Raw genomic sequence first — 17,834 nt, forward strand, 5'->3', positions numbered from 1 at the left:
AGCCGGCGTTGCCTCCGTCGATCGGAGGCAACGCTGGTCGTCGGCGGCGCCGCTCAGAAGGCCGGCTTCGGCACGAACAGGCAGATCGGCCGCTGCGACGGCGCGATCACCGAGCCGGTCAGCATCCCGCCACTGCGGCAGATATGAAAGCGCCCGTCCTTGGAGACGCGCGTGTCCCGTTCGGCCACGAAATGCCCGTCATGGGTGAGGTATCCGCCCGGAACGATGCGCGGCTCGGGTTCGCGCGCATCGGCATCGAGCCCCATCGGCCAGCAATCGCGGTCGCTGCAGCAATCGTAAGGGTACCAGCTATGCGCGTGAACAGGCCCTCCGCCCCACGGCAGCAATGCGAGGCAGAGCGCCGATGCGATGAGACGCATGGGTCGCTCCTTGGAGTCCGCTTTACCGATGAGGCCATGCCGGCCGGATCGGCGTCGGCTCGTGCTAGGATACAAGGCCAGCAGCTTCGCAGCCGAATAGCAGGGCCTGCGAATCGTCGTCAGGTTAGCATGAGACGACGATGGTTAATGCAGCCTTGCACCCCCTTCGGCGCCTAGTTCTTGGCCAGTATTCGCCGATCGACTCGCCAGTGGCCTTCGGCGCGAGCAGTTCGATCCAGCTTGCCGCGGAGCGCTGGCGCCGGGAGCGCCGATCTTCTAGCTTGCACGCGCGGCTCAGGCCGCGCCATCCGCAGGAGCGCCCTTGAGCAACGGCCCCGATCCAGCCGAACAGCATCCGCGTCCGGGCGGGCTGGTGCGCGGCTTCCTGCGCCTGATCGTCGAGGTTGACGAGTCGCGCCGCTGGACGCACCGGGTGCGGGCCGCGCTGCTCCTGCTGTTGCTGCTCGTCGGTTTCGGTGTGCTCGGCTACTGGATACCGGAGCTGGTCGAGCGCTATCTGCGCTGAGGCGCTTTCCCCGAAAACGAGGTGGCCGGCCGACGGCGGGGCTGAGGAGGCCAGAATCCCGCCATCGACCGGCCGAGCCCAGCGGTGACCCAGGAGATGCGGCGGAACCTGGGCTTCCGAAGGGCGTTCCGGACGGCTGCTCGGCAGCCGCTCTCGTGGAAATCACCCTACGCGGAAGGCCCCTCGAATCAATCGGAGACGATTGATTCACCATTATTCATCGAAACTTAACCCTACTTGGAAACCTTACCGTCCCGGTGACTTGCGCTCAGGCGGCATTGGCGACGATGACGCGATTGCGGCCGGCGGCCTTGGCCCGGTAGACCGCCTCGTCGGCTCGCTTCATCATCTCGACCGGCCCGCCATCGCCTGCCCGCCGGCTGGCGACGCCGATCGACACCGTCACCGGGATCGCGCGCTGGCCGCGCTGGATCTGGAAGGGCTCGCCCTCGACGCGCTTGCGGATGCGCTCGGCGACAGCCTGGGCCGCATCGAGCGCGGTGTCCGGCAGCACGACGACCATCTCCTCGCCGCCCATACGCGCCACCAGGTCGATGCCGCGGGTGCAGGCGCGGATCCGGTCGGCGAAGTCGCGCAGCACCTCGTCGCCGGCGTCATGCCCCCATGTGTCGTTGACGACCTTGAAGCGGTCGACGTCCAGCACCAGCAGCGACAGCGCCCGCGCCCTGAGCGCCGACTCGTCGAACAGCGTCGAAAGCCGGCTGTCGAGATAGCGGCGGTTATGCAGCCCGGTGAGCTGGTCCATCACCGCCATTTCCATCGAGGACTGCACGCTGTCGCGCAGCCGCTCGGCGAAGCGCTTGCGGCGGACCAGCGTCCGGGCTCGCGCCAGCAGTTCGTTGCGATCGATCGGCCGGACCAGGAAGTCGTGCGCGCCGATCTCCAGCCCGCGCAGCACGCGCGACTTGTCCTCGGCCTCGCCGAGCAGCAGCACCGAAAGATTGCGCGTCCGCTCCAGCGAGCGCAGCTGGCTGCAGAGCCTGAGACCGTCGTAATTCTGCAGATCCAGGCTCACCAGCACGATCTCGAAATCGCCCTCGGCGGCGCGCGTGAGCGCGGCCTGCGCATCGGGCTCGGTCTCGATCGAATGGAAAGCCGAGAGCGCCTGCGTCAGGCGCTCGGCGATCAGCGGCCGGTCCTCGATCAGGAGGACACGGCCGTTGAGCCCGGTCTCGGCCGCGGCCGCGGCCAGCGGGTCGGCGATGCCGAGCTGACGCGAGGCGAGCGCGCGCTGGCGCAGTTCGTCAGTGACCGATTTCAGCCGGACCAGGCTGCGAACGCGCGCGAACAGGGAGGTGTCGTCGATCGGCTTGGTCAGGAAGTCGTCGGCGCCGGCATCGAGCCCTTTCAGCCGGTCGCTCGGCTGGTCGAGCGCCGTCACCATCACCACCGGAATATGGGCGGTGGTCGCGCTGTTCTTCAGCCGGCGGCAGACCTCGAAGCCGTTCATGCCGGGCATCATCACGTCGAGCAGGACGATGTCCGTCTCGCCGCGCTCGCAGATCGCCAGCGCATCGATCCCGTTCGTCGCGGTGGTGACGTCGAAATACTCCGCGCCGAGCTTGGCTTCGAGCAGCTTCACATTCGCAGGAATGTCGTCGACGACCAGCACCCGGGCGGACATGGCTCAGCGTTTCCCTTCAGGCCGTGCCGACATAGGCGCGCACGGTCTCGAGGAACTTGCCCACCGAGATCGGCTTGGAGATATAGGCCTCGCAGCCGCCCTCGCGGATGCGCTCTTCGTCGCCCTTCATCGCGAAGGCGGTGACCGCGATCACGGGGATCGACTTCAGCGCGTCGTCCTCCTTGATCCATTTCGTCACCTCCAGCCCGGAGACCTCCGGCAGCTGGATGTCCATCAGGATCAGGTCGGGATGATGCGTGCGCGCCAGCTCGATCGCCTCGATGCCGTCGGCCGTCTTGAGGGTCGCATAACCATGGGCCTCCAACAGGTCGTTGAAGAGCTTCATGTTGAGCTCGTTGTCCTCGACGATCAGAACCGTCTTCTTCATCTGTCCCCCAGTCCGTCCAGTCCCGGTCATCCGATGTCGGATTTCTCAGGCTGTCGGCCGCGTTCAGTGCTAGGTTTAACATGCGAGCAGTTGACGAAACGCAAACCCGAAACCCGACTCGCCGATCATAGATAGATGGCCATGCCTCACCCGATCACCAGCGAGGAAGCGCAGACTCTCGCGCTCAAGGCCCTCGCCTTCCTGGCCTCCGAGCCGGAGCGCCTGGAACCGTTCCTGGCCGCAACCGGCCTCGGCCCCACCACCCTGCGCAGTGCCGCGCAGGAGCCCGGCTTCCTGCTCGGCGTGCTCGACCATCTCTGCGCCAGCGATTCGCTGCTGCTCGAGTTTGCCGGAAATCTGAGCCTGAAGCCCGAAATGGTGGCGCAGGCGCGCGAGGTCCTGGCCGGTCCGCCCGAAGCCTACGAGCCGTGACCAGCGCCGCCGGACTCGCCGTCTCGTCCCGGGCGCTCTGCCGCGACTGCCTGCGCGATCATGACGAGGCCAGTGCGCCGGTGCGCCGCTGCCCGGCCTGCGGCTCGCCTCGGCTGCTGCGCCATGCCGAGCGCGACAGCCTGCATCTTGCCCATATCGACTGCGACGCCTTCTACGCCGCGATAGAGAAGCGCGACGATCCCTCGCTGCTCGACAAGCCGGTGATCGTCGGCGGCGGCAAGCGCGGCGTGGTCTCGACCTGTTGCTACATCGCCCGCATGTCTGGCGTGCGCTCGGCCATGCCGATGTTCCAGGCGCTGAAGGCCTGTCCGGAAGCCACCGTGATCAAGCCGGACATGGCGAAATACGTCGCGGTCGGGCGCCAGGTTCGCAGGCTGATGCAGGAGCTGACGCCATTGGTCGAGCCGCTCTCGATCGACGAGGCCTTCCTAGACCTCGGCGGCACCGAACGCCTTCATCACGCCAGCCCGGCGCTGACGCTCGCCCGCTTCCAGCGCCGGATCGAGGATGAGATCGGCATCACCATCTCGGTCGGGCTGTCCTACGCCAAGTTCCTCGCCAAGGTCGCCTCCGACCTCGACAAGCCGCGCGGCTTCTCGATCATCGGCCAGGCCGAGGCCGTCGCCTTCCTCGCCCAGAAGCCGGTCGGGATGATCCCCGGCATCGGCAAGGCCGGCGTGGCGAAGCTGGCGCAATCGGGCTTCCGCGTCATCGGCGACCTTGCCAAGGCCGAGATCGCGACGCTCTACCGCCTGGTCGGCAAGGACGGGCCGCGCCTGCGCAACCTCGCCCTCGGCATCGACCCGCGCAAGGTCACGGTCGAGCACGAGGCCAAGACCGTCTCCTCCGAGACGACGCTCGATGTCGACCTCGCAAGCTTCGAGGAGCTGGAGCCGATCCTCTGGCGGCTCTGCGAGAGGACCTCGCAGCGATTGAAGGCGCAGGAGCTCGCCGGGCGCACCGTCACGCTCAAGCTCAAGACCCACGACTTCCACATCATCACCCGCGCCGCCCGCCTGCCCGAGCCGAGCCAACTCGCGGCGCGCCTGTTCGCCGCCGGGCGCGACCTGCTCAGGCGCGAATGCACCGGGCCGCGCTACCGGCTGATCGGCATCGGCATGAGCGACTTCTCCGATCCGGCCGAGGCCGACCGCGGCGACCTCGCCGACCAGCAGACGCCCAGACTGAAGGCGATGGAAAACGCCCTCGACAAGGTCCGCGCCAAATTCGGCGACGCCGCGATCGAGAAAGGCCTGTCGCTGCGCGATACGCGCCGTCGCTCGACCTCTACTTCGAGCAGTCGCTCGCCGGAAGCAGATCCAGACGCGTGAGCGTGCCGCGCAGCGCGAAGGAGCCGTAATCGAGCCGGATCGCGCCGGTGACGCCGTTCTCATAGAGCTCGAAGGACACGGTGTAAGCCGGTGTACTCTCGCCGGAACCGACCTTGAAATAGGAGATCGTCACCGGCCAGCGCGCCAGCTTTTCGAATTCCGGCTTGCGCAGCGGTGCCTCGGCGGCGGGCGTCGTGATCTTGCGGCCGATAACCGAGAGCGTGTCGTAGACGTCCTTGCCGGAATTGGCGCCATCATAGAGACGGACATTGAGGGTGTTCTTGCCCTCGCGCGCGGCCTGGATCACCGCCTTCATCTGCTCGTTCGGGAACATCGCGGCGCTCGGCTCGCGATGCGTCTCGGCCTTGGGCGCGCGCAGCTGCACCTCGTAGCCAGCCTCGCCCTTCTTGGCTGTGCCGTCGACGATGTCGGCCGGTGCGCCGGCAGCCGAGCTCTCGGTCTTGAAGCGATAGCTCTTCGCATCGCCCTCTTCGAAGCTGGTGGTGCGCGCATCGATCACCCGCGGCCCGCCCTCGCTGGTCAGCTCGGTGACCTGGCGGAAGGAGAGCGCATAGCCGTCGCAGGCATCGCCGGAGAAGTCGAAGGCGATGCGGCCGCGCGCCGTGGTGATGTCGCGCGAGGGCTTGCCGTCGTCGAGCACGAGATCATAGACCGCCCGGTGCGGCACCAGCACGACACGCCCCGCCGAAGCAGGGGCCGGCGCTTGCGCCCAGGCTCCCGTCGCCGCCATCACCGCCAGGCCTGCGATCCCGCCGCGATACGTCTTCATGCCGATCCTCGATTCGCGCTCTTAGCCGGGGCGAACTGCAGCCCTGCAAATCTAGGTGCATTGCGGCAATGGCGCAAACAAGGCGAGGCAACGCAGGTTGCGCCGGTCACGCCTCGGCAGAGCGAAGGGCATCCCTGGCCGCGGTCAGGATCTCGTCCGACAGCGCCGCATCGTCGACCATGCGCGACAGGACGAGCGCACCGACAAGTGTGGCGTAGCTCGCAATCGCTGTGGTGCGGCGCTCATCCGCGGTCGCCCCCGGCGTTGTGGCCGAGAGGCCCTTGATCGCCGTGCGCACGCCCTCCGTCGCGACAAGGCGCGATGCCTCGCCCTGACGCGCCGTGTCGCTGCCGAGAGCTGCGACCGGGCAGCCATGGCCAGGATCATCCCGATGCGACGGCGACAGATAGCGATCGACGATCGCCTGCAGCGGCGCTTCCGGATCCGCCGCCTTCGCCTCGGCAGCCCATTGCCCGGAATGGACGAAGGCGCGTCCGAGCGCCTGGGCGGCGAGATCGTCTTTCGACGAGAAATGGCCATAGAAGCCACCATGGGTCAGGCCGACCGCCTTCATGACATCGGCGACGCCGACCCCGTCGAAACCGCGCTCGCGGAACAGCGTCGCCGCTGTTTCGAGAATGCGCTCGCGGTTCTCCGCCATCTGTTCGCGGCTCACCCGCATCGGCCCGCTCCTTTGAAAATCGGCAATCCAGCCCCTTGACTCTTTATATGATGGCGATCATCTAAATTCAATCATGATGGTCATCATGAAAAAAATCACCGCTCGCCAGACCAGGAGTTGACCATGGCCACGCAGCAGCTCGGCACCGCCCTCATCACCGGCGCCTCGACCGGGATCGGTGCCGTCTACGCCGACAGATTGGCCCGCCGTGGCTATGATCTCGTCCTCGTCGCCCGCGACACGACACGCCTCGAAGCGCTCGCCGAACGCCTTCGCAACGAGACCGGCCGCAAGGTCGAATGGCTCAAGGCCGACCTGACGGCGAAGGCCGATCTCGCCGAGATCGAGCGGCGCTTGCGTGATGACCAGAGCCTGACCCTTCTGGTCAACAATGCCGGCATGTCGGTCTCCGGCACGCTGGTCGACGGCGACATCGACCGCTTCCAGGCCATGATCGAGCTCAACGTCATCGCCCCGACCCGCCTCGCTGCTGCAGCGGCTCGCAATTTCGTGACCCGCAAGCAGGGCACGATCATCAATGTCGCCTCGGTGCTGGCGCTCGCGCCGGAACTGTTCAACGGCAGCTACAGCGGCACCAAGGCCTATGTGCTGAACCTCAGCCTATCCTTGCAGAAGGAGCTCGAGCCGGCCGGCGTCAGGGTCCAGGCGGTGCTGCCTGGCGCCACCCGCACCGAGATCTGGGCCCGGGCCGGCGTCGATGTCGACGGCTTCCCGCCCGAAATGATCATGGAGGTCGACGCCATGGTCGATGCGGCGCTGGCCGGCTTCGACCATGGCGAGCCCGTCACCATCCCTTCGCTGCCGAACCAGGCCGACTTCGAGCGCTACACGGCGGCGCGGCTGGCGCTTGGTCCCAATCTCTCGCGTAACGCCCCGGCCGAGCGCTACCTGGCGAAGCGTTCCGCCGCCTGATCCGCCCTGCCCGGCAGGCGCATCTGCCACGCCGCACCGCGCTTGCGGGCCGGCCTGCCATCGGCGATGAAAGGCTCCTGTCCAGCGCAGGCCGGGAGCCTCCCATCATGAACGCCATCGACACCAAGCTCGCTGCCCTCGGCATCACCCTGCCTGCCCCAGCCGCGCCGGTCGCGAACTACGTTCCCTATGTCATCACCGGCAACCTCCTGATCATCTCCGGCCAGCTCTGCTTCGGCCTCGACGGCAAGCTGTCCGATGCGCACAAGGGCAAGCTCGGCGGCGAGATCTTCAACGAAGCCGGGCTCGAGGCGGCCAAGCTCTGCGCCATCAACGTGCTCGCCCAGGCCAAGGCGGCGCTCGGCGGCGATCTCGGCCGGATCAGGCGCTGCGTCCGCCTCGGCGGCTTCATCAACGCCACCCCGCATTTCGCCGCCTTGCCGGCGATCATGAACGGCGCCTCCGACTTCATGGTCGAGGTGCTCGGCGATGCCGGCCGCCATGCCCGCTCGACCATCGGCGTCGCCAACCTGCCGGCCGACGCCGCCGTCGAGGTCGAAGCCATGTTCGAGATCGCCTGATGGCCGCTGAAGCCTGGCTCACCGCCCGCCCGATCGCGCATCGTGGCCTGCACGATGCCGCCGGCGGCGTGATCGAGAACTCGCTCTCGGCGGCAGCCGGCGCGATCGCCGGCAAGTTCGCGATCGAGTGCGACGTCCAGCTCAGCGCGGACGAGGACGCTGTCGTCTTCCACGACTACATCCTCGACCGTCTTACCGCTGAAACCGGGCGCGTCGATGCCCGCAAGGCGGCCGACCTCGCGCAGATCAGCCTGAAGGGCGCCAGCGACCGCATCCCGACGTTGACCGGCTTTCTCGACGCCATCGGCGGGCAGACGCCGCTGGTGATAGAGATCAAGAGCCGCTTCGACGGCGACCTGCGGCTGGCCAGGCGCACCGCGCAGATCCTCGAAGCCCATAAGGGCCAGCCGATCGTGCTGAAATCCTTCGATCCCGTCATCGTCGCGGCCCTGCGCGGGCTCGCGCCCGGCTTCGCCCGCGGCATCGTCGCCATGAACGAATACAATTATGGTGACTACGACCGGCTTTCTCCCAGTGAGAAGCATGCTCTCGCCAATCTCCTGCATTTCGAGCAGAGCCGGCCGGACTTCGTGTCCTGGAAGGTCAGCGACCTGCCGAGCGCCGCGCCTTTCCTCTGCCGCAAAGCGCTGGGCCTGCCATTGATGAGCTGGACGGTGCGCACGCCGGAAGACCGCGCCCGCGCTGCCGAGCATGCCGACCAGATGGTCTTCGAGGGCTTCCTGCCTTGAGCGAAACCGGCACACGCGACACTCTCAGGGTCCGCGTTGCCACCTCGCTGAAAAGCGTCCCGGCCGCGGACTGGGACGCCTGCGCCAATCCCGGCGCCGGCCGACTGCTTGAATCAGCCTGCGAGCAAGCGGATTCAATCTCTCAAGCAGACCCGGACAACCCCTTCGTTTCGCATGCTTTTCTGCGCGCGCTGGAAGAGAGCGGCTGCGTCGGCGGCCGCACCGGCTGGTCGCCCGCCTATCTCCTGGTCGAGGCTGCCGATGATCGCCTGATCGCCGCCGCGCCTTCCTTCGTGAAAGGCCATAGCCAGGGCGAATACGTCTTCGACCATAGCTGGGCCGAAGCCTATATGCGCGCCGGCGGCCGCTACTACCCGAAGATCCAGGTCGCCGCCCCGTTCACCCCCGCGACCGGCCCGCGCCTGCTCGTCGCCGAAGGGCCGCACGCCAACGATGCACGCGAAGCCCTGATCGCCGGGCTGGAGGCACTGCGCGAGCAGGTCCGCGGCTCGTCCGTCCATGTCACCTTCGCGCAGGAGCCGGACATGGCGGCGCTGCTCGAAGCCGGCTTCCTCGAACGCCACGACATCCAGTTCCATTGGCGCAACGAGGGCTTTGCCAGCTATGACGACTTCCTCGCCACGCTGGCCTCGCGCAAGCGCAAGGCGCTGAAGCGCGAGCGGCGCGAGGCGCTCTCCGCCGGCATCGAAGTCTCGGTCCTCTCGGGCTCGGACCTCACCGAAAGTGTCTGGGACGATTTCCACGCGTTCTACGAGGACACCGGCTCGCGCAAATGGGGCCGCCCCTATCTCAATCGCCGCTTCTTCTCCGAGATCGGTCAGCGCATGGGCGAGCGCATCGTGCTGGTGCTCGCCCGCCGCGCCGGCCGCAACATCGCCGGCGCCATCAATTTCCGCGGCGGCAACACGCTCTACGGCCGCAACTGGGGCTGCATCGAGGACCACCCCTTCCTGCATTTCGAGCTCTGCTATCACCAGGCCATCGACTACGCGATCGCGCACAAGCTCGTCCGCGTCGAGGCCGGCGCCCAGGGCGAGCACAAGCTCGCCCGCGGCTATCGCCCGGTGATCACCCGCTCGGCCCATCTCCTCGCCGATCCCGGCCTTGCCCGCGCCGTCGCCGCCTATCTGCCCGGCGAACGGCGTGAGATCAGCTCTGCAGTGGCTGCGCTTGCGGAGGAGAGCCCCTTCCGCAAGGCTGGCGACAACTGACTCCCCTGCCCACCAACGACCGGAACCTGCGCGATGACCGCCTATGATCCCAGCAACATCTTCGCCAAGATCCTGCGCGGCGAATTGCCGGCCCACCGCATCTACGAGGACGACCGGGCTCTCGCCTTCCTCGACATCATGCCGCGCGCGACCGGCCACACGCTGGTGATCCCGAAGAACCCGGCCCGCAACATCCTCGACATCGACGCCGACGATCTCGGCTATGTCGCGGGAATTGCCCAGCGCATCGCCCGAGCGCAGATGAAGGCCTTCGCCGCCGACGGCATCACCGTGCAGCAGTTCAACGAGACCGCCGGCGGCCAGGTCGTCTTCCACCTGCACGTCCATGTCATTCCGCGCCATGACGGCGTCGCGATGAAGCCACCTGCCAGCGAGATGGCCAAGCCCGAGGATCTCGCGGCCGCCGCAGAAAAAATTCGGGCTGCGCTCAAAAATCTTTGAGCGGCATGTCACGCGGGCGCTGGCCGTCTCGTCCTGTCTTCATCGAACCACGATGGAGACTACGATGACCCAGCGCCTCAACGGCTTCCAGACCGCGCCCGACGCCTACAAGGCCATGCTCGGCCTGCAGGATTACATCAACCAGTCGAAGCTGGAGCACAGCCTGCTCGAGCTGGTGAAGATCCGGGCGTCGCAGATCAACCGCTGCGCCTACTGCCTGCACATGCACATCGCCGACGCGCGCAAGGCCGGCGAGAGCGAGATCCGGATTGCCCTGCTCAGCGCCTGGGAGGAATCCGAGCTCTTCACCCCGCGCGAGCGCGCGGTCCTGCGCTGGACCGAAGAGCTGACGCGACTCGTCGATCGCAGCCCGAGCGACGAGGCATTCGCTGAGTTGCGCGAGCATTTCGACGAGAAGGATTGCGTCGACCTCTCGGTCGCGATCGGCATGATCAATCTCTGGAACCGGATCAATTGCGGCTTCCGCACGCTGCATCCGAATGATCGTCGCCGCGAGAAGGCCGCGGCCTGAGCCTCGACCTTGTCGCCAGTAGCCCGGCGCGAGCGCGCCGGGCCGCACATCTGCACAGCACGAAAGCCCCCATCATGAGCAAGCGTCTCAATCCCTACGTCACCGCCCCCGACACGATGAAGCCGATGATCGCGCTCGAAGCCTCGATCAAGGACAGCGGCCTCGAACACAGCCTGATCCATCTGGTGAAGATGCGGGCCTCGCAGATCAATGGCTGCGCCTATTGCCTGCACATGCATTCCGCCGATGCGATCAAGGAGGGCGAGAGCCCGGCCCGCCTCTTCCTGCTCGACGCCTGGCACGAGTCGGCGCTCTATACCCCGCGCGAGCGCGCTGCGCTGGCCTGGACCGATGCGCTGACCCTGATCTCGCAGACCCATGCGCCGGATGAGGCCTATGAGGAGGTCGTCAGCCATTTCAGCCCGGAGGAAACCGTGAAGCTCACTTTGCTGATCGGCGCGATCAACACCTGGAACCGGATCGCCATCGGCTTCCGCACGAGCCATCCGCATGACCGCCCGGCCAAATCCGAAGCGACGACTGCCTGAGAAGACGATGACACCGCTCCCGGACGATATCTTCGAAACGCATCGCCGCTTCCTGACCCGCCTCGCCTATCGCATGCTCGGCTCGGTCAGCGATGCCGAGGACATCGTCCAGGAGGCCTGGCTGCGCTGGCGTGACGTTGCCCAGGGCGAGGTCGAGGCGCCGCGCGCCTATCTCGCCCGCACCGTCACGCGCCTCTGCCTCGACCAGATGAAGTCGGCCCGCAGCAAGCGCGAATTCTATGTCGGCGCCTGGCTGCCCGAGCCTTTGGTCGAGGAGATCGGCGCGGCCGAATCCGATGTCGACACCCAGCTCGACGCCCCGATCGCGCTGATGCTCGCACTGGAACGGCTCTCGCCGCTGGAGCGCGCCGCCTTCCTGCTGCACGACGTCTTCGAGTTGGATTTCGCCGAGATCGCCCGCACCATCGACCGCAGCGAGAGCGCCTGCCGCCAGCTCGCCAAGCGCGCTCGCGAGCATGTCCGCATCGACATGCCGCCGCGCAACAAGATCGACCCGGCCGAGGCGAAGCGCTTCGTCGAGGCCTTCTTCAAGGCCGCCCACAAGGCCGATACCAGCGACCTGCAGACCTTGCTCGCGCAGGACGTCGCCTTCCACAGCGACGGTGGCGGCAAGGTGCTGGCGGTCGCGAACGTGCTCCACGGCATGGATCGCGTCCTGCGCTTCTTCGCCGGAATCGCTCGCAAGGTGATCAGCCAGCAGAAATCGACCACGCTGTACAGGCCGGTGCTGATCAACGGCCTGCCCGGCTATCTCAGCCTCGAACGCGGCGAGACCCTGCAGGCGACCGCCCTCGACATCCGCGACGGGCGCGTCCATGCGATCTATGTCGTGCGCAATCCCGACAAGCTCCGGCACATCTCGCTGGTGGCCGAATAGCGCGTGCTGCGGCCCACATGAGTGACGCAACGTCAGATCGAAACCAACTCGGACCACACGCAACCCGACGCGATTATGGCTCAAATGTGGACAAGGCGCTCCCGCTAGCTGATTTCATCCATGCTGGAGCCCTTGCGCTATGAATTTCGATATTTCCCAAGTCAAACATCCCAAGGAAAAGCTTTACGGCAGCATCATGCTGGTCGTCGGGATTGCCATCTGGGCGGTGGTACTCGGCGTCATCGCCGTCGCCCTGCTGAGCGGCTCGATCTGGCATGGCCTGGTGCTGCTCTTCTATTTCGGCATCTTCTGGCTGGTCTCCTATTGGGCCCGCGCCCTCACCCGCGCCTACATGATCGGCCATTTCGTCATGGTCGGGCCCGACCAGTTCCCGCATATCCACCGCATGGTGGAAGACGGCGCCCGCGCGCTCGGCCTGCGCGAGATCCCGCAGACCTTCGTCTACAATTCCAGCGGCGTGCTGAACGCGATGGCGCTGCGCCTCGTTGGCCGTCAGCGCTATATCTGGCTGACCTCGGCCCTGATCGACGCCGACAATGACGAGCAGGTCCGCTTCGTCATCGGCCATGAGCTCGGCCACCATGTCGCCGGCCATCTCGACGAGCCCTGGAGCTATCTGCGCTTCCCCGGCCACATCGTCCCCTTCCTCGGCGCCGCCTATTCCCGCGGCCGCGAGCTGACCTGCGACCGCATCGGCGCCTTCGTCGCCCGCGACCTGCAGGCGGCCCGCACCGGCCTGCAAATGCTGGCCTGCGGCAGCGCCAGGCTGAACGCCCAGATGAACCCCGACGCCTTCCAGGGGCAAGAGCAGATGGTGCCGGGCATCGCCGGCTTCTTCCTCAAGATCGTCTCGCACTATCCGCGCCACACCCAGCGCGTCGAGGCGGTGACGCAGTGGTACCGCACCCAGCCGGCTGCCAGCCAGCCGATCCGCCCGAGCTTCACGCCCCGGCCGGCCTGAGGCCCGCACAGACAGCCATCGGTACTATCAGCGAACCGGCGCCCCCAAGGGTGCCGGTTTTCATATGGAGGAGACCGGGTGCGTCTCGTCCTTCAGCCCAACCAGATCGCGCCGCCGATCAGCACCGCCTCGCCAGCCAGCACCGCCAGCAACACCCGGCGCCGCCAGGCGACGACGATCGTCACGGCGACGGCCAGCGCCGCCAGCCTGATCGTGAGTGGCACGCCCGCGAGCGCGCCCGGAGCCGCCAGCACCAGCTTGGCCACGACGCCGGCGAGCAGCGAGGTCGCGACCAGCCTGACCCATTCGAGCCAGGGCGAGCTTTCGTCCAGCTTCCGCGCGAAGGCGACGGCGAGCCAGCGCCAGATCTCGGTCGGCAGCACCGCGAACAGGATGAGCGCGAGATAGGGCCACCACGGCCCGTCGAGGAAGGCGATCGGCTGGGTCATGCGCCCGCCTTCCGCGCCTTGCGCCAGCGCTGCACCAGGAAGGCGATGCTGCCGCCGACAATGCCGCTGGCGATCAGATCGAAACCGCCGCCGATCGCCCAGCTCGCCACCGGCGCGAGCGCGAGGCCGAGCCCGATCGCAATGGTGTCGCCGAGACCGCGAATGCCGGCGACCATCGAGGACAGGAAGAAGATCGGCGTCAGGCAGAGCAACCCGGCCGCCACCGGCGCGGGCACGATGCCGGCAAGGTGGAAGCCGGCATAGGTGCAGAGCGCACTGACAACGATCAGTGCATTGGCGAAGCCGAGGAAGTAACCGACGCGCTGCTCGGGCGGGATGTTCGGCAGCCGCCGGAGCGCCTCGACCCAGGCGGTGACGGCGACGAAATGCGCGATCAGCATCTGCTGCGCCACGCTCTGCCCCGGCCGGCGCAACAGCGGCAGCAGCGACACGGTCATCGGCAGGAAGCGCAACGAGGCGAAGCCGATGGCGAGCGCGATCGCGCTCCAGGCGGCGCCTGCGGCGACCGAGGCAAAGAACAGCACCTGCGACGGGCCGGCCCAGACCAGGAAGGTCGAGAGCACGGCGGCCTCGACCGGATAGCCGACATCGCGCGCCAGCGTGCCGACGCCCATCAGCGAGAGCCCGACGATCCAGGCCGGCAACATCACCGCATCGCGAAAGCCGCGCGCCCATGGTCGCAGCCATTGGTTGGGAGCGGCTTCGGTCATCTTGCCATCGCTCTGCGCCATCAGTTGCCCATTGGCTCGATCCCTGGCGGGACAGCGCCGCTGCGATCAGAAAGCGAAGCGTTCGAGGATCGGATCATCGGACCGAAGGATACAAAAAAGGCCCGCAGCAGCTGCGAGCCCTTTCGCTTAAAGCGCATGACGCTGGTCGCATGACAGCCACCGCACCGCGCGCCAGCCCTGCGCTCAGCGCAAGCCGGATCAGAGACCCTTCATCGCGAGCCCGATCAGCTCCTGGAAGAAATCCATCGCTTCCTTCGGAATGCCGCCGACGGCGCGATAGCCGAGATAGAGCAGATAGAGGAAGGCCGGGACCATGATCCAGCCCAGCACCTCCTCGAAGATGATCCGGCGCCGGCGCCGGCGCGCCCGCTTCTCGAACCAGCCGAGCTTTTCCTTCGGCGCCGGAGCGGCCGCCTGCGCGGCGACCTCTCCTTCTTGAGCCCAGACGCTTTCCGACTTGCGCTTGAAGAACACCGGGTCAGGCCTTGGTCAACGGAACCTTCGGAACGGTACGGACGCTACGCGCAGCCTTCGGCGGCTCGACCGGAGCATCCGGCTTCGGCCCGCGCTTCGCGCCACCCGATCCGGCCGACTTGGCCTTGCCCGGCGTCTTAGTCAACCCCTTGGCCCGCGGCTTGCGCGTGCGCTTCTCGGCCGCGGCGGCGACGTCCTTCTCCGGCTTGGGCTTGACCGGCCCGTCGGGGAATTCGAGGCCGAGAACCTTGATGCCGGTCTCGGACTGGATCACCACCACCTTGACCGCGCCGCCACTCTTCAGCCGGCCGAAGAGCACCTCGTCGGCGAGCGGCGTCTTGATCGTCTGCTGGATCAGGCGGGCCATCGGCCGGGCGCCCATCGCCTCGTCATAGCCGTTCTCGACCAGCCATTCGCGCGCCTCGTCCGAGAGCTCGATGGTGACATTGCGGTCGGCGAGCTGCGCCTCGAGCTGCAGCACGAACTTGTCGACGACGCGGGCCACGACCGTCTTGGGCAGATGGCCGAAGGAGATCGTCGCGTCGAGCCGGTTGCGGAACTCCGGCGCGAACAGCTTGTTGATCGCCTCGGTGTCGTCGCCCTCGCGCTTCTGGCGGGTGAAGCCATAGGCGTTCTTGGCCATGTCGGCAGCGCCGGCATTGGTGGTCATGATCAGGATGACGTTCCTGAAATCGACCTGCTTGCCGTTGTTGTCGGTCAGCTTGCCGTGGTCCATCACCTGCAGGAGGATGTTGAACAGGTCGGGATGGGCCTTCTCGATCTCGTCGAGCAGCAGCACGCAGTGCGGATGCTGGTCGATCTGGTCGGTCAGCAGGCCGCCCTGGTCGAAGCCGACATAGCCGGGAGGCGCGCCGATCAGCCGCGAGACGGTGTGGCGCTCCATGTACTCCGACATGTCGAAGCGCACGAGCTCGACGCCGAGCGAAGAGGCGAGCTGGCGCGCGACCTCGGTCTTGCCGACGCCGGTCGGGCCGGCGAAGAGGTAGCAGCCGATCGGCTTCTCTCCGTCGCGCAGGCCGGCGCGGGCAAGCTTGATCGAGGAGGACAGCGCCTCGATCGCCTTCTCCTGGCCGTAGACCGAGCGCTTCAGCGTGGTCTCGAGGTTGCGCAGAACCTCGGCATCGTCCTTGGAGACGGTCTTGGCCGGGATGCGCGCCATCGTCGCCACCGCCGCCTCGATCTCCTTGACGCCGATCGTCTTCTTGCGCTTGGCCTCGGTCACCAGCATCTGCGAGGCGCCGGTCTCGTCGATCACGTCGATCGCCTTGTCCGGCAGCTTGCGGTCATGGATGTAGCGCGCCGACAACTCCACCGCCGCCTTGATGGCGTCGTTGGTGTAGCGCAGCTTGTGGAACTCCTCGAAATAAGGCTTCAGCCCCTTCAGGATCTCGATCGTATCCGGCACCGACGGCTCGTTGACGTCGATCTTCTGGAAGCGGCGCACCAGCGCCCGGTCTTTCTCGAAATACTGCCGGTATTCCTTGTAGGTGGTCGAGCCGATGCAGCGCAGCGTGCCCGAGGCCAGCGCCGGCTTCAGCAGGTTCGAGGCGTCCATCGCGCCACCCGAGGTCGCACCGGCGCCGATCACCGTGTGGATCTCGTCGATGAACATGATCGCCTTCGGGTGCTGCTCGATCTCCTTCATCACCTGCTTGAGGCGTTCCTCGAAATCGCCGCGATAGCGCGTGCCGGCAAGCAGCGTGCCCATGTCGAGCGAGAAGACGGTCGCGTCCTCCAGCACCTCCGGCACCTCGCCGCGCACGATCTTGAGCGCCAGGCCCTCGGCGATCGCGGTCTTGCCGACGCCGGGGTCGCCAACCAGCAGCGGATTGTTCTTCTGCCGGCGGCAGAGGATTTGGATGGTGCGCTGCACCTCGGCCTCGCGGCCGATCAGCGGATCGATGCGCCCGTCCCTCGCCTTGCGGTTGAGGTTGACGCAGTAAGCCTCGAGCGCGCTTTCCTTTTTCTTCTTGTCCTTGTCGCCGTCATTGGCCTGCTCGCTGCGCTGCTCGCGCTGCTGCTCCGGCTCCTCCTCGGCGCCGCGCACCGGCCGGCTCTCGCTGGCGCCAGGGCGCTTGGCGATGCCGTGGCTGATATAGTTGACCGCGTCGTAGCGGGTCATGTCCTGCTCCTGCAGGAAGTAGGCGGCGTGGCTCTCGCGCTCGGCGAACATCGCCACGAGCACGTTCGCCCCGGTCACCTCCTCGCGGCCGGACGACTGGACATGGATCACCGCGCGCTGGATCACGCGCTGAAAGCCGGCGGTCGGCTTGGAATCATCGCGCCCGTCAGTGACCAGATTGGTCAGTTCGGCGTCGATATAGTCGACGAGGTTGCGGCGCAGCGTGTCGAGATCGACGCTGCAGGCGCGCATCACCGCGGCGGCGTCCTGATCGTCGACCAGCGCCAGCAGCAGGTGTTCCAGCGTCGCATATTCATGGTGGCGTTCATTGGCGAGCGCGAGGGCCCGGTGAAGCGCCTGTTCGAGGCTGCGCGAGAAGCTCGGCAAGGTCAGCGCTCCCAGTCCAGAGTCGAAAGGATGGTGTTCAAAGCTACTTCTTCTCCATCACGCATTGCAGCGGATGCATGTGCTTGCGGGCGAGGTCCATCACCAGGGTGACCTTGGTCTCGGCGACCTCGTAGGTGAAGACGCCGCATTCGCCGACGCCGTTCTGGTGGACGTGCATCATGATGCGCGTCGCCTCGGCCCGGTCCTTGTTGAAGAACCGTTCCAGCACATGCACCACGAACTCCATCGGCGTGTAATCATCGTTGAGGATCAGCACGCGATAGAGGTTGGGCTTGCGCGTCCTTGTGCGGGTCAGAACCGCAGTACCGGTCCCGGTGCGGTCGCTATCGGTCGGGCCGGACGGCGCCCGCGGCTTCGATGCCAGACGCGGCACAAAAGAGGACGAGTTCCCGCGCGGCGCGATGCCGGCTGGCAGGTCCTGATCGATCGGCGTCGTGGCTGCTTGGCTCAAGGTGTCCGTCCCGAAGGCTGACATCAAGATAGTGCTTCGCTCACG

At 66.8% G+C, this 17,834-nt stretch carries 22 protein-coding genes; 12 read left to right on the plus strand and 10 right to left on the minus strand.

The features are described from left to right. Positions 1-53 precede the first annotated feature (53 nt). On the minus strand, positions 54-380 hold the full coding sequence (locus AC3WLC_RS18195) for a hypothetical protein (RefSeq protein ID WP_493685300.1): 327 nt from the start codon (positions 378-380) through the stop codon (positions 54-56). Between the two features lie 322 nt (positions 381-702). Between AC3WLC_RS18195 and AC3WLC_RS18200 the strand changes: the two genes are divergently transcribed. Next, on the plus strand, positions 703-906 hold the full coding sequence (locus AC3WLC_RS18200) for a hypothetical protein (RefSeq protein WP_493685301.1): 204 nt from the start codon (positions 703-705) through the stop codon (positions 904-906). Between the two features lie 268 nt (positions 907-1,174). On the opposite strand, the gene AC3WLC_RS18205 is transcribed toward AC3WLC_RS18200, so the two are convergent. Further along, entirely contained in the window at positions 1,175-2,551 is a 1,377-nt protein-coding gene (locus AC3WLC_RS18205) for a PleD family two-component system response regulator (protein ID WP_493685302.1), read from the minus strand. A 16-nt stretch (positions 2,552-2,567) separates the two neighbouring features. Then, positions 2,568-2,939 carry a response regulator gene (locus AC3WLC_RS18210; protein ID WP_091842024.1) on the minus strand — a complete coding sequence of 124 codons (372 nt, stop codon included), beginning with the start codon at positions 2,937-2,939 and terminating at the stop codon, positions 2,568-2,570. A 135-nt stretch (positions 2,940-3,074) separates the two neighbouring features. Here AC3WLC_RS18210 and AC3WLC_RS18215 point away from each other — a divergent pair, with 135 nt between their 5' ends. Together AC3WLC_RS18215 and AC3WLC_RS18220 are read left to right on the plus strand one after the other, a co-directional pair. Then, on the plus strand, positions 3,075-3,371 hold the full coding sequence (locus tag AC3WLC_RS18215) for a DUF3572 domain-containing protein (protein WP_493685303.1): 297 nt from the start codon (positions 3,075-3,077) through the stop codon (positions 3,369-3,371). Next, the gene (locus AC3WLC_RS18220) at positions 3,368-4,723 is read left to right on the plus strand and encodes a DNA polymerase IV (RefSeq protein ID WP_493685304.1); all 1,356 of its coding nucleotides are present in this window, start codon (positions 3,368-3,370) and stop codon (positions 4,721-4,723) included. The genes AC3WLC_RS18215 and AC3WLC_RS18220 overlap by 4 nt, the downstream gene beginning before the upstream one ends. Here AC3WLC_RS18220 and AC3WLC_RS18225 read toward each other — a convergent pair. Together AC3WLC_RS18225 and AC3WLC_RS18230 are read right to left on the minus strand one after the other, a co-directional pair. Continuing rightward, positions 4,680-5,513, minus strand: a complete 834-nt coding sequence (locus tag AC3WLC_RS18225) for a cell envelope integrity EipB family protein (protein ID WP_493685305.1) — start codon at positions 5,511-5,513, stop codon at positions 4,680-4,682. The two genes, AC3WLC_RS18220 and AC3WLC_RS18225, sit on opposite strands and share 44 nt — an antisense overlap. Positions 5,514-5,619: 106 nt before the next feature. Continuing rightward, complete coding sequence (locus AC3WLC_RS18230; protein WP_493685306.1) at positions 5,620-6,195, minus strand: TetR/AcrR family transcriptional regulator; 576 nt, start codon at positions 6,193-6,195, stop codon at positions 5,620-5,622. 123 nt (positions 6,196-6,318) lie between these two features. Here AC3WLC_RS18230 and AC3WLC_RS18235 point away from each other — a divergent pair, with 123 nt between their 5' ends. From AC3WLC_RS18235 to AC3WLC_RS18275, 9 genes are all read left to right on the plus strand, one after another. After that, positions 6,319-7,128 carry an SDR family NAD(P)-dependent oxidoreductase gene (locus tag AC3WLC_RS18235; protein ID WP_493685307.1) on the plus strand — a complete coding sequence of 270 codons (810 nt, stop codon included), beginning with the start codon at positions 6,319-6,321 and terminating at the stop codon, positions 7,126-7,128. Positions 7,129-7,235: 107 nt separating this feature from the next. Further along, positions 7,236-7,709: a RidA family protein gene (locus tag AC3WLC_RS18240; RefSeq protein ID WP_493685308.1), complete on the plus strand. Its 474-nt coding sequence runs from the start codon at positions 7,236-7,238 to the stop codon at positions 7,707-7,709. After that, a complete protein-coding gene (locus AC3WLC_RS18245; RefSeq protein WP_493685309.1) occupies positions 7,709-8,458 on the plus strand; it encodes a glycerophosphodiester phosphodiesterase family protein in 750 nt (249 codons plus the stop codon). The genes AC3WLC_RS18240 and AC3WLC_RS18245 overlap by 1 nt, the downstream gene beginning before the upstream one ends. After that, positions 8,455-9,690: a GNAT family N-acetyltransferase gene (locus AC3WLC_RS18250; RefSeq protein ID WP_493685310.1), complete on the plus strand. Its 1,236-nt coding sequence runs from the start codon at positions 8,455-8,457 to the stop codon at positions 9,688-9,690. Before AC3WLC_RS18245 ends, AC3WLC_RS18250 begins: the two co-directional genes overlap by 4 nt. 33 nt (positions 9,691-9,723) lie before the next feature. Then, the gene (locus AC3WLC_RS18255) at positions 9,724-10,152 is read left to right on the plus strand and encodes an HIT family protein (protein ID WP_493685311.1); all 429 of its coding nucleotides are present in this window, start codon (positions 9,724-9,726) and stop codon (positions 10,150-10,152) included. A gap of 64 nt (positions 10,153-10,216) precedes the next feature. Continuing rightward, positions 10,217-10,684, plus strand: coding sequence for a carboxymuconolactone decarboxylase family protein (locus AC3WLC_RS18260; RefSeq protein ID WP_091842041.1), 468 nt, complete (start codon positions 10,217-10,219; stop codon positions 10,682-10,684). A 74-nt stretch (positions 10,685-10,758) separates the two neighbouring features. After that, positions 10,759-11,232 (plus strand): carboxymuconolactone decarboxylase family protein, encoded by a 474-nt coding sequence (locus AC3WLC_RS18265; protein ID WP_493685312.1) that lies wholly within the window; start codon positions 10,759-10,761, stop codon positions 11,230-11,232. A 7-nt stretch (positions 11,233-11,239) separates the two neighbouring features. Continuing rightward, on the plus strand, positions 11,240-12,130 hold the full coding sequence (locus AC3WLC_RS18270) for a sigma-70 family RNA polymerase sigma factor (protein WP_493685313.1): 891 nt from the start codon (positions 11,240-11,242) through the stop codon (positions 12,128-12,130). Positions 12,131-12,269: 139 nt separating this feature from the next. Beyond that, positions 12,270-13,112 (plus strand): M48 family metallopeptidase, encoded by an 843-nt coding sequence (locus AC3WLC_RS18275; protein WP_493685314.1) that lies wholly within the window; start codon positions 12,270-12,272, stop codon positions 13,110-13,112. A gap of 92 nt (positions 13,113-13,204) precedes the next feature. Here AC3WLC_RS18275 and AC3WLC_RS18280 read toward each other — a convergent pair whose 3' ends face one another. The 5 genes from AC3WLC_RS18280 to clpS form a co-directional block, all read right to left on the minus strand. After that, positions 13,205-13,561 (minus strand): AzlD domain-containing protein, encoded by a 357-nt coding sequence (locus tag AC3WLC_RS18280; protein WP_493685315.1) that lies wholly within the window; start codon positions 13,559-13,561, stop codon positions 13,205-13,207. Then, entirely contained in the window at positions 13,558-14,292 is a 735-nt protein-coding gene (locus tag AC3WLC_RS18285; protein ID WP_493685316.1) for an AzlC family ABC transporter permease, read from the minus strand. Before AC3WLC_RS18285 ends, AC3WLC_RS18280 begins: the two co-directional genes overlap by 4 nt. A 219-nt stretch (positions 14,293-14,511) precedes the next feature. Continuing rightward, positions 14,512-14,787: a hypothetical protein gene (locus AC3WLC_RS18290; RefSeq protein ID WP_493685317.1), complete on the minus strand. Its 276-nt coding sequence runs from the start codon at positions 14,785-14,787 to the stop codon at positions 14,512-14,514. A 4-nt stretch (positions 14,788-14,791) separates the two neighbouring features. Beyond that, complete coding sequence (clpA, locus tag AC3WLC_RS18295) at positions 14,792-17,317, minus strand: ATP-dependent Clp protease ATP-binding subunit ClpA (RefSeq protein ID WP_493685318.1); 2,526 nt, start codon at positions 17,315-17,317, stop codon at positions 14,792-14,794. 43 nt (positions 17,318-17,360) lie between these two features. Further along, the gene (clpS, locus tag AC3WLC_RS18300) at positions 17,361-17,711 is read right to left on the minus strand and encodes an ATP-dependent Clp protease adapter ClpS (protein ID WP_493685408.1); all 351 of its coding nucleotides are present in this window, start codon (positions 17,709-17,711) and stop codon (positions 17,361-17,363) included. Between the last annotated feature and the right edge of the window lie 123 nt (positions 17,712-17,834).

The organism is Allobosea sp. GW821-FHT03A12, from assembly GCF_058986765.1.

Bases quoted from the DNA above. Each gene is read 5' to 3' on its own strand.
- AC3WLC_RS18195 (WP_493685300.1), bottom strand. From the start codon at position 380: ATGCGTCTCATCGCATCGGCGCTCTGCCTCGCATTGCTGCCGTGGGGC.
- AC3WLC_RS18205 (WP_493685302.1), bottom strand. From the start codon at position 2,551: ATGTCCGCCCGGGTGCTGGTCGTCGACGACATTCCTGCGAATGTGAAG.
- AC3WLC_RS18210 (WP_091842024.1), bottom strand. From the start codon at position 2,939: ATGAAGAAGACGGTTCTGATCGTCGAGGACAACGAGCTCAACATGAAG.
- AC3WLC_RS18215 (WP_493685303.1), top strand. From the start codon at position 3,075: ATGGCCATGCCTCACCCGATCACCAGCGAGGAAGCGCAGACTCTCGCG.
- AC3WLC_RS18225 (WP_493685305.1), bottom strand. From the start codon at position 5,513: ATGAAGACGTATCGCGGCGGGATCGCAGGCCTGGCGGTGATGGCGGCG.
- AC3WLC_RS18230 (WP_493685306.1), bottom strand. From the start codon at position 6,195: ATGCGGGTGAGCCGCGAACAGATGGCGGAGAACCGCGAGCGCATTCTC.
- AC3WLC_RS18235 (WP_493685307.1), top strand. From the start codon at position 6,319: ATGGCCACGCAGCAGCTCGGCACCGCCCTCATCACCGGCGCCTCGACC.
- AC3WLC_RS18240 (WP_493685308.1), top strand. From the start codon at position 7,236: ATGAACGCCATCGACACCAAGCTCGCTGCCCTCGGCATCACCCTGCCT.
- AC3WLC_RS18245 (WP_493685309.1), top strand. From the start codon at position 7,709: ATGGCCGCTGAAGCCTGGCTCACCGCCCGCCCGATCGCGCATCGTGGC.
- AC3WLC_RS18255 (WP_493685311.1), top strand. From the start codon at position 9,724: ATGACCGCCTATGATCCCAGCAACATCTTCGCCAAGATCCTGCGCGGC.
- AC3WLC_RS18260 (WP_091842041.1), top strand. From the start codon at position 10,217: ATGACCCAGCGCCTCAACGGCTTCCAGACCGCGCCCGACGCCTACAAG.
- AC3WLC_RS18265 (WP_493685312.1), top strand. From the start codon at position 10,759: ATGAGCAAGCGTCTCAATCCCTACGTCACCGCCCCCGACACGATGAAG.
- AC3WLC_RS18270 (WP_493685313.1), top strand. From the start codon at position 11,240: ATGACACCGCTCCCGGACGATATCTTCGAAACGCATCGCCGCTTCCTG.
- AC3WLC_RS18275 (WP_493685314.1), top strand. From the start codon at position 12,270: ATGAATTTCGATATTTCCCAAGTCAAACATCCCAAGGAAAAGCTTTAC.
- AC3WLC_RS18280 (WP_493685315.1), bottom strand. From the start codon at position 13,561: ATGACCCAGCCGATCGCCTTCCTCGACGGGCCGTGGTGGCCCTATCTC.
- AC3WLC_RS18285 (WP_493685316.1), bottom strand. From the start codon at position 14,292: ATGACCGAAGCCGCTCCCAACCAATGGCTGCGACCATGGGCGCGCGGC.